This is a genomic window from Yersinia sp. 2542 StPb PI (genome assembly GCF_048593855.1).
Lineage (GTDB): Bacteria > Pseudomonadota > Gammaproteobacteria > Enterobacterales > Enterobacteriaceae > Yersinia > Yersinia enterocolitica_E.
This window is the reverse complement of the sequence record NZ_JAZGQA010000165.1, coordinates 1-9497: the sequence shown is the minus strand read 5'-3', so window position 1 is coordinate 9497 and position 9497 is coordinate 1. Positions and strand designations below refer to the sequence as shown.

Below are 9497 nucleotides of genomic sequence, written 5' to 3'. Positions count from 1 at the left end.
TGTAACAACATTTTTTATAAGAATTTACTGTTTAGTCTTATAAATCAATATGATTTAGGATTTTTACTATTAACTAACTTATCATTACTCGTTAAACTGTTAAATATTTATCCTAAAAAATAAGTAAAACTAATTACATGGAGTGACTACATGAGTTTATTCAGACTGGTTCTGGTGGCAGCAATCATATACTTGGGCCTTCTCTTTTCAGGCTATGGCGTGCTTATTGGCAGTGAGAAAAACGCCGCAGGCATTGGTTTGCAGTGTAAATATCTGACGGCAAGAACTGTTACAACCGCTCAATTTATAAACGGTGAAAATGGTGTCATTGGTGTCAGTAACTGCCCATTAGTGAAAAAGATCGGCAATAACGTTTTTGAATAATTGAACTGCGGGTTTGCTATTCATAACCCGCAGTGCATTTCCCCCACGGCCGCTAGCCTGATACTACCGCCCTACTTGCAGACAGCCTTAAACGGTAGCGGTTATTTTTGGCTAAATTTCATATCAATTAATGCAATGGCTTTCTCAATCGCTCGCTTAGTCACTGGGTCCGCCCCTGCCGGGTGTGTAGAGAAATCAATAGCTTTAAGTTGATGGGACATTTTATCTCGCACCTCCACCGGAGCAATGATATCAATCACATCAAGGATTTGCTTAATCACCAGTTGGCAGGCAACCAAGTCTGACACCAGCTCTTGGTCATTAGTAAACATTTCAGACATGCATAATTCCTTCTCAGTAATATCGTAAAAGGATATCACGCTTGCTGAAATATTTCTTTAACCTGCACTGCTCTTGTCGACTCGAAAGACTGGCATTATCCTCGGCTAATGAAATACCTACAACCGATGTCGATGATGTGCTTAATCAATCAATTGCCCCCTCTTTTTGCGAGAAAGAAGCAGATATGAGATGGCAAGAAAGCTAACGTCAGTACGAAGGGGATATAAAAAAACCAGGCATGAAATTATCAATCACCTGGTTCTAGAGGAAACTCATTAGATGTAGATCGATCACAATATTCCTAATCTCACAGTTCATCACCTCCTGCGCCTTTACCTTTATGCAGGACCATTACTGGCATCTTTAAAAAAACGGTTACGCCGACAACCGCTATCAGAGTCATAATCACCGTTATTAACATGCGATCACCTCATCATTTTTAATTTCTATTTTTCCAAACTCAACCCTTTATCCTCGGGATAGACCCCTTCCTGATGACACTACCCTTTTACTATGGCACCAGAAAAATCTTTTGCAAACACTGTCTGAAAAGTCTTTATGGTCTATTTTGTTCAATCGGGAGCAATTTGGTGTTTTGTGTTGTTCGATTCAACTTGTGTATACTGCTCTACTCCTATCCAGAAAAAACAGACTAAATAATGTCACAAGAAAATCATCTCGCGTTAGTCTGCGCCCTCAGTAAATGGGTCGAAACCCATCTAGGGCGGGTCATCTACCTTGAAGAGTTAGCCGTGTATTCAGGCTATTCGCTTTGGCATATGCAGAAAATATTTAAAGAAGTGACCGGGGTATCGCTGGGTAAATACATTCGGGAAAGACGCTTAGCGGGCGCGGTTTATCAACTAAGAAGTAGTGATAGTACGATTTTTGATATCGCATTGGACTTTGGCTTTGGCTCACAGTCACATTTTACTTACATGTTCAGAAAACGTTACGGTATCACTCCGTATGATTTCAGGCAAAATACTGATATTGACCTGAATATCGCGTTGCCCTTGCATGCTATTCATCAGAAGCTGGCATAACACTCCGCAATACCCACGATTCGCCTGAATGCTTACCACTGCTCTCCGGCGAATAACGCTTTTCAGTTCTTTTTATAGCAATTCTGTACATCAATAGGTTGTGCTTCGTTACGTTGGCGATCCGCCATATAGGTCATCGCAAACATGACACTGACAACAATGAGTGCCGCCAACAGTAAACCGATCAATGCGATGACTTTGTTGTCATCAAACAAGCTCTTATCCATACATTCCCCCTAATTTCTATGGCGTATCATTAGATTAGCCATAGGATCGCAATCAATGTTATTGCAATCAGCAAACATGATGTTGTAAGTAAAACCACGAGCGCAAATTGCGCATCGCCAATTCCCGCAGAATAATCACTATTCGGGGTAATATTTTGTTGTTTTTTCAAAGCAATACCTACTGATTGGCGCACACCAATCCTAACTCTATATAAGAAAAATCGCGTTTTATAATGGATACATTTCTATCGGATATCAACCTAACCATTAGTTATTCCAACGCGATCCTGTCGTACTCTGTGTTATAGATCAAGCCCATCTATTGTAAAGTTAGGGATAGGCGCAAAATACATTAGTTTTAGTTAAGTGTTTGTGGCGATAATATAATGTCATCTCTGTTCAGTAGACAATTACTGTATCACCGCCGTTATTATACCGTAATTATCCCTGTGGCGAGGCTATACAGAGCGGCTAAAGCGGTAATCATGGCCACGGCAAAAAGACATTTTTCAATCGGCGCGAATATTGCTTTCTTTTGCTCACGCTTCGCGATGATAAACAGCACAGTTCCCGGGCCATATATCACTGCTGACAGTAATATGTATTTCAACCCGCCCGCGTAGACCATTAATATGGCATATAGTGTTGCTATCAAAGCAAAAATAAAATCTTTCTTCAGCTCGACCGAACCTGCCGAATAGGTTTCTCGGGTCCAGGCCAATTTCAACCCATAAGCCGCAACCAGCAAATAGGGGATCAAAACTAATGAGCTAGTGAGTTCCAGTGCCAACTGAAACGCATACTCAGTGAAGAGCGTAACAATTAAGAATAATTGGATAAAAATATTCGACATCCAAACCGCTGCCGATGGCACCCCGCGCTTATTCTCCGTTGCAAATATCTGCGGCATGATATTACTTTTTGCTGCGGAATAGAGTGCTTCAGCCGCCAATAGGGTCCATGACAGATATGCACCCATAACGGAGATAATCAGCCCGATGCTGATAAATATAGCGCCCCATCGACCCACTATATGTTCTAACACCCCAGCCATTGAGGGTTGCCGTAAAGCAGCAAGATCAGGACGAAGCAGCACACCATAGGAAAGCATTGTCACTAATACCAGTAAACATAAAACACCAATAAAACCGAGAACAGTAGCAATACCAACATGCTTTCTTTCTTTAGCGTAACGGGAATAAACACTCGCCCCTTCAATGCCCACAAAAACAAATACGGTGACCAACATAGTACTGCGCACTTGAGCAAATAGTGTCTCTGATGTTGCACCAATATCTAATGCCGCATGACCGGTATAACCATAGTCATCCAAATGGGAGAGATCACCGACACCAGACAAAGATTGGGAACCCCAGAAGTTTAATGCAAACGTATCTGTATGAAATGTAAATGCCAGCACAATAACAAAAATAAATATCGGAATAACTTTAGCAAAAGTGGCAATAGTATTGATTGCTGCGGCTTCTTTGATACCGCGTAGCACCATAAAATGAAAACTCCACAAGATTAATGACGCAATTAAGACTGCGGATAACGTATTACCATCACCAAATAGTGGGAAGAAGGCTCCCAATGTTGATTTGATCAAAACAAAATAGGAAACACTGCCGATACAGGCGCCAGCCCAAAAACCAATGGCTGAGGCAAAACCGGCATAATCACCAAATCCAGTTTTAGCATAAATATAAACACCGGAATCCAAATCTGGCTTACGTTGTGCCAAAGTCTGAAAAACAAAGGCCAGAGTTAACATTCCGCCACCAGCAATAATCCACGCGATGATGGCACCCAAGCCTCCGGTTGCTCGGCCGAATGTAGCAGGTAAAGAGAAAATACCAGCACCTATCATTGAACCCACGACCAGCGAGGTTAATGACCACAGCGAGAGCTTTTTATTTGATGAAGCCGCCATATTCATTTCCATTTACATTAACTAATCCAATGTAAAACAGAATAACCTAATAGAAGACCCACGCCTATAGATGCAATTCAGAGAAAATGTGAGCCTCCTTTAAAAGCTGAATATTCACTGTTGAGTGGGCGTGACACTAATATTAAGGCGTATATTCACTCACAGCGGTAGCCTCTTTATGTATCAGTAACAAAATAGACCTATTAGACATAGGCCTTGATACTGTTTGAATTTAAACTGCGCATGGTCGGTTTGTGCCGCCAAACTCGTTAATCAGATTTTTAGTCAAATAATAACGGTGGTACTCACCCAGTACATTTTCTAGCGTCATTTTCAATTGATAACCCTGTTTTTCATAGAACGGGCGAGCCTGGAAGCTGAATGTATCTACTTGGGCAAACTTGCATCCCCGCTGTATTGCTTCCTGTTCGGCTGCGTTCATCAAGTTAGTACCAGCCCCTGAGTGACGTAATGCATCCGATACCCATAACAACTCAATACTCAGGCAATTACCTAATGTATATCCGGTAATCCCTCCCAACTTTTCGCCACCTTCTCCTGTGATAAATACGGCTAATGGTTTACGACCATTATCACCAACAAATTTACGGTTAAAAGCCTTCAATCCCTCAATGATTTCTGCAATATCTTCAGTCGTTGGGGCATCTGTCATGGTCAAATTCATTGCTACTGCTCCTCGCTATTTTTCTGACTAACAATACTCGATATAATCTTGGCTTCAATGCATATTCTCACAGATAAGAATTCTATTATCGGATAATAAATAGCAAAATAAATGCTATTAATAACCATTTACATTTATAATGCAGCGAACAGCTCTTTCCGACATTTGTACCGATTTCTCCTCTGTAATTGTAAGGATACCCCAATGCTCCGCCGTTTCTTTTCTTATTATGCCCCGTACAAAGGGCTTTTTTATCTGGACTTTGGCTGTGCCATTTTGGCCGGGCTGCTGGAGCTGAGTTTCCCGATGGCGGTAAAACTGTTCATTGATAAATTACTTCCCAATCAAGATTGGGTGTTGATCGTTTGGGCGGCAACTGGCCTGTTGATGATTTATCTGCTCAATACTGCGCTAATGGCGATTGTTAACTACTGGGGGCACGCATTGGGTGTGGGTATCGAAACCGACATGCGCCGCCAGGCTTTTAGCCATCTGCAAAAATTATCATTCAGCTATTACGACAATATGAAGACCGGCCATATTATCACCCACGTCACCAAAGACCTTGAAGAGGTTGGAGAAATTGCCCACCACGGCCCTGAAGATCTTTTTATTGCCGTTATGACCTTTATCGGTGCATTCATTTTGATGGCATCCGTCCATTTACCACTGGCGATGCTCACCATCATCATCGTACCCTTTATGACCTATCTGGTCAGCCGCTACGGTTCACAGATGACCGAGACCTGGCGCAAACTGTTTGGTCAAGTTGGCAATTTTAATGCCCGCATTGAGGAAAGTATCGGCGGTATTCGTGTCGTCAAAGCTTTCGCTAATGAATCTCATGAAAAGAAATTGTTCGCCGCAGATAACGAAAGCTACCGCACCACCAAATTGCGGGCTTACCGTATCATGACCACCAGTATGACCATGAGCTACCTCAGTACCCGTCTGGTGCAGTTAATTGTGATGGTTGCCGGTACCTGGTACGTCGTGCATGACCAGTTGAGTTACGGCGGTTTTGTCGGCTTTCTGTTATTAGTTGAAGTGTTTTTTCGCCCGGTGGCGAAAATAACCTCAGTACTGGAAAGTTATCCGAAAGGAATTGCCGGTTTTAAGCGATTCACTCAATTGATAGATACACTGCCTGATATTGTCGACCAACCAAACGCTCGCCCTGTTGGCCATTTGCATGGCGATATTTGTTATCACAATGTCAGTTTCGGTTATTCACCACAGAATAAAATTTTCACCCATTTGAACCTGCAAATCCGGGCTGGCGAAACTGTGGCATTCGTCGGGCCATCGGGGGCGGGTAAAACCACATTATGCTCACTGCTGCCCCGCTTTTATGAACTCGATGAGGGGGCAATCACGATTGATGGTATTGATATCCGTGATATGACTCAACAATCATTGCGTAATAATATCGGTATTGTTCAGCAGGACGTTTTCTTATTCGGCGGATCTATCCGTGAGAATATTGCTTACGGTAAACTCGATGCCAGCGACGATGAAATAATGGTTGCAGCACAACAAGCCCGGCTAGATGAGTTGATTGAAAGCTTGCCTGATGGACTGGATACCGTTGTTGGTGAGCGCGGAGTAAAATTATCCGGTGGGCAGAAACAGCGCTTGTCAATTGCACGTATTTTCCTGAAAAATCCACCGATTTTGATTCTGGATGAAGCAACCTCCGCGCTTGATACTGCCACTGAGCAAGCCATCCAGCTTGCGCTAACGGAATTATCACAAGGCAGAACGACGTTGGTGATTGCCCATCGCTTAGCCACGATTCAAAATGCCGATCGTATCATTGTGGTCGATAAGGAAGGGATTGTGGAACAGGGCGACCATTATGAATTGCTGGCCCGTAAAGGCGCCTATGCAAAATTGCATAATGCCCAGTTCAGTGCTGCCTGATACTCAGTAAAAACCCACCCGCTGATGGGCGCGAATGGTAAACTGAAGGAAAATTCAGCCAAAGCCATTCCATCGCGGGCTTAAATAGGGTACAAGGACGCCATGAAAATTCCAAAACGAATCCAACCGCTGGTTGATGACGGCTTGGTTGACGAAGTCATCCGTCGTTTGAAAAGTGGCAAAGAAGCTGATGTATACGTTGTCCGTTGTGGGCAGGATATCCGCTGCGCTAAAGTCTATAAAGAAGCTGAAAACCGCAGTTTCAAACAGGCTGTTCAGTATCAGGAAGGGCGTAAGGTTCGTAACAGTCGTGACGCGCGAGCCATGGCCAAAGGTTCTAAATTTGGCCGCAAGCAACAGGAAGAGACCTGGCAAACTGCCGAGGTGGATGCCTTGTACCTGCTCGCCAATGCCGGTGTTCGGGTACCCCAACCTTATGCATGCCTTGATGGTGTTTTATTGATGGAACTGGTCACCGATGCAGATGGCCTTGCCGCCCCTCGCCTGAGTGATGTGCCATTTAGCAGAGAACAAGCGCTGATTGACCATGCATTGATGATCCAATATGTGGTACGGATGCTTTGCGCCGGTCTGGTTCATGGCGATTTATCAGAGTTTAATGTCTTAATTGATAAAGAGGGCCCGGTCATTATCGATTTACCGCAAGCCGTCAATGCTGCGGCGAACAATCATGCTAAAGCCATGCTGGAGCGGGATGTCGCAAACATGACACACTATTATGGCCAATACGCACCAGAACTGCTTAATCGTAAGTATGCCAAAGAGATGTGGGCACTTTATGAGGATGGCAAACTGCATCCAGAAACGCAACTGACTGGTGAGTTTGCAGAAAGCACCGAAGCGGCTGATGTTGAGGGTGTACTGGAGGAAATCAAAGCGGTTATAGCTGAAGAGCAAGAGCGCCTGCGTGAAGCTCAGGATCACGACAACTAGACATTAACTATCCTAAATCGACTCTCTGTGGGGCAGTAATGACTCTCTTCCCTGCCCCACACGCTCTTTACGTATCAGTTCAGCACCACCGCTTCCACGCGGTTTTTCCCCGTGGTTTTCGCCCGATATAACGCTTTATCCGCAGCATCCGACAAGTCTGTCGCCGCAATAGACTCACCCGGCGCGGATACCGAAGCCACACCAATGCTGATGGTCACCCGCCCCTCTGGCGACATCCCATGGGGAATATCTAACTCCTCAATGGAGTGACGCATGCGCTCGGCAACCGCTTTCGCATCCGCCAGGGTACTGGGTGCTAGCAATACAATAAACTCCTCGCCGCCATAGCGCGCCAAAATATCTGAACCACCACGAATAGATTTTGACAAAGTTTCGACAATGGATTTCAAACAAACATCCCCCATTGCATGACCATAAAGGTCGTTAAAGCTTTTGAAATTATCAAAATCGATCATCAACACAGACAGAGAACCGCCTTCGATCCGTTTTTTTTGCCAGATGTGCTGATAGATATCATCAAAGTGGCGACGATTGGCGACCCCAGTTAATACATCGGTTTGTGACAACGCCTTGAGGATCGATTCTGACTGTTTAAGTTCAGTAATATCGAAAAACGAGCCATACCAAATAACAGCCCCATCATCCTGAAGCGTCGGGAAAGACTCACCATGGAGCCAGTGTGTACCTTTGCCCGGCAACACCACGCGAAAATCGCAGCGCCAGACAGATAGATTCTGTTGAGAGATGGCTACCGCCTGTTTTAGCATATCCATATCGTCAGTATGCACGCGGCTAAACAGAGGGTTTTCCTCTCTGGGCACATACAAAACATCAGCCGGTGACAGAGCAAATATTTTTCTGACACCCTCGCTACAATATTTAAAATAAGATTTACCCTCTGCATCTAAATAATAAGCATAAATCATTGCTGGTAAATTCTTAGTTAAACGATCCATCATCTGCTTACTTTCTTCCAGCTTCATCAGCAGGAATTTTCTTTCCGAAACATCAGCAATCACACTAATATAACCCACGGTCTGGTTATTATCGGCAGTTATTTCATGGACACTAAGTGCTCCCCAGAAACGTTTCCCATCTTGGCGCTGATAACACCACTCGCTGGCATCACGCCGATTAAGCAATAAATAATCCAGCTCAGCTTGATCCTTACCAAACTCTGGAATATGCAGTATATCCGAAATAGGGCATCCCAAGACTTCATCTTTAGAATAGCCAAACATTCGCTCCGCGCCCACATTAAATATGGTGATCCGACTCTCTAAGTCGGTGGTAATAATCGCGACCTGTTTTTCCGCATTCAACAGTACATCCAGTTGAAGATTAGATAATTTATCTTTCCCATTCTCTCTCTTCACTGGTTCACCTTTACGGTGCTGACCAAATACTTTCCCAGTCAAAGCATTCAGGCAGTTATGATAAAAAGAAAATAAAGACATAAAGTAAATCACCTATAATTTAGAACAAGAAAAAATGAAATTATAACCAGTCTACTGATGGTGCTAATAATAACACTGTGAACTATAACATACACCAATGAATCAGTGTAGGTTTGGAATGATGATACTCTCTAATAGATAACTACAGACACTCAACTTGATAATATCATTACAAATCTCGCCAAGAAAACTGAAAGAACAATCCGTTATGGTGATGATGTATTCCTATTGAATAACTGGAGCGAGAATGAAGAAGTTACTGATGTTTTGTGGTGTATCAGTGTTGCTATTGAATGCAGCCTCTAGCTTTGCCACACAACCTATTAATAAAGAAGCACAAAAACAATCGGGAGTGAGATGTAAACGCCCGCCTGAACCGCCAAAAGACAAGAGTGGCCGCCCGTTGCCGCCAGCGAAAGAACATCATAATGGCCAACCAGCAAAAATCCCGCCGCAACATGATGGCAAGTATCCATGCCCGCCACCGCTATCAGATAAAAACCACAAAGTTTAATATGTTATATT

The 9497-nt window shown here is 43.7% G+C and carries 10 protein-coding genes; 5 read left to right on the top strand and 5 right to left on the bottom strand.

The annotated features are described in order from the left end of the window. The first annotated feature begins 150 nt into the window (after positions 1-150). Positions 151-384 (top strand): YobH family protein, encoded by a 234-nt coding sequence (locus V1952_RS16915; RefSeq protein WP_102970397.1) that lies wholly within the window; start codon positions 151-153, stop codon positions 382-384. A 101-nt stretch (positions 385-485) separates the two neighbouring features. On the opposite strand, the gene V1952_RS16910 is transcribed toward V1952_RS16915, so the two are convergent. Continuing rightward, complete coding sequence (locus V1952_RS16910) at positions 486-725, bottom strand: DUF2766 family protein (RefSeq protein WP_083158579.1); 240 nt, start codon at positions 723-725, stop codon at positions 486-488. A gap of 660 nt (positions 726-1385) precedes the next feature. On the opposite strand from V1952_RS16910, the gene V1952_RS16905 reads away from it, so the two are divergent. Beyond that, entirely contained in the window at positions 1386-1772 is a 387-nt protein-coding gene (locus V1952_RS16905; protein WP_038632374.1) for a helix-turn-helix domain-containing protein, read from the top strand. Positions 1773-1834: 62 nt separating this feature from the next. Here V1952_RS16905 and V1952_RS16900 read toward each other — a convergent pair whose 3' ends face one another. The 3 genes from V1952_RS16900 to V1952_RS16890 all read right to left on the bottom strand — a co-directional run bounded on the left by V1952_RS16900 (position 1835) and on the right by V1952_RS16890 (position 4617). Next, entirely contained in the window at positions 1835-1999 is a 165-nt protein-coding gene (locus V1952_RS16900) for a hypothetical protein (protein ID WP_083158578.1), read from the bottom strand. Positions 2000-2429: 430 nt separating this feature from the next. Next, positions 2430-3932, bottom strand: coding sequence for a basic amino acid/polyamine antiporter (locus V1952_RS16895; RefSeq protein WP_420075161.1), 1503 nt, complete (start codon positions 3930-3932; stop codon positions 2430-2432). 232 nt (positions 3933-4164) lie between these two features. Further along, positions 4165-4617: a GNAT family N-acetyltransferase gene (locus tag V1952_RS16890; protein ID WP_372559222.1), complete on the bottom strand. Its 453-nt coding sequence runs from the start codon at positions 4615-4617 to the stop codon at positions 4165-4167. A 204-nt stretch (positions 4618-4821) separates the two neighbouring features. Here V1952_RS16890 and V1952_RS16885 point away from each other — a divergent pair, with 204 nt between their 5' ends. Further along, positions 4822-6540, top strand: a complete 1719-nt coding sequence (locus V1952_RS16885; RefSeq protein WP_372559223.1) for an ABC transporter ATP-binding protein — start codon at positions 4822-4824, stop codon at positions 6538-6540. 102 nt (positions 6541-6642) lie between these two features. Then, positions 6643-7494, top strand: coding sequence for a PA4780 family RIO1-like protein kinase (locus V1952_RS16880; RefSeq protein ID WP_083158573.1), 852 nt, complete (start codon positions 6643-6645; stop codon positions 7492-7494). A 74-nt stretch (positions 7495-7568) separates the two neighbouring features. On the opposite strand, the gene V1952_RS16875 is transcribed toward V1952_RS16880, so the two are convergent. Next, positions 7569-8972 (bottom strand): sensor domain-containing diguanylate cyclase, encoded by a 1404-nt coding sequence (locus V1952_RS16875; protein ID WP_420075160.1) that lies wholly within the window; start codon positions 8970-8972, stop codon positions 7569-7571. A gap of 247 nt (positions 8973-9219) precedes the next feature. Here V1952_RS16875 and V1952_RS16870 point away from each other — a divergent pair, with 247 nt between their 5' ends. Continuing rightward, positions 9220-9486, top strand: coding sequence for a hypothetical protein (locus tag V1952_RS16870; protein ID WP_420075159.1), 267 nt, complete (start codon positions 9220-9222; stop codon positions 9484-9486). Positions 9487-9497 lie beyond the last annotated feature (11 nt).

Bases quoted from the DNA above. Each gene is read 5' to 3' on its own strand.
- V1952_RS16915 (WP_102970397.1), top strand. From the start codon at position 151: ATGAGTTTATTCAGACTGGTTCTGGTGGCAGCAATCATATACTTGGGC.
- V1952_RS16910 (WP_083158579.1), bottom strand. From the start codon at position 725: ATGTCTGAAATGTTTACTAATGACCAAGAGCTGGTGTCAGACTTGGTT.
- V1952_RS16905 (WP_038632374.1), top strand. From the start codon at position 1,386: ATGTCACAAGAAAATCATCTCGCGTTAGTCTGCGCCCTCAGTAAATGG.
- V1952_RS16900 (WP_083158578.1), bottom strand. From the start codon at position 1,999: ATGGATAAGAGCTTGTTTGATGACAACAAAGTCATCGCATTGATCGGT.
- V1952_RS16895 (WP_420075161.1), bottom strand. From the start codon at position 3,932: ATGGCGGCTTCATCAAATAAAAAGCTCTCGCTGTGGTCATTAACCTCG.
- V1952_RS16890 (WP_372559222.1), bottom strand. From the start codon at position 4,617: ATGAATTTGACCATGACAGATGCCCCAACGACTGAAGATATTGCAGAA.
- V1952_RS16885 (WP_372559223.1), top strand. From the start codon at position 4,822: ATGCTCCGCCGTTTCTTTTCTTATTATGCCCCGTACAAAGGGCTTTTT.
- V1952_RS16880 (WP_083158573.1), top strand. From the start codon at position 6,643: ATGAAAATTCCAAAACGAATCCAACCGCTGGTTGATGACGGCTTGGTT.
- V1952_RS16875 (WP_420075160.1), bottom strand. From the start codon at position 8,972: ATGTCTTTATTTTCTTTTTATCATAACTGCCTGAATGCTTTGACTGGG.
- V1952_RS16870 (WP_420075159.1), top strand. From the start codon at position 9,220: ATGAAGAAGTTACTGATGTTTTGTGGTGTATCAGTGTTGCTATTGAAT.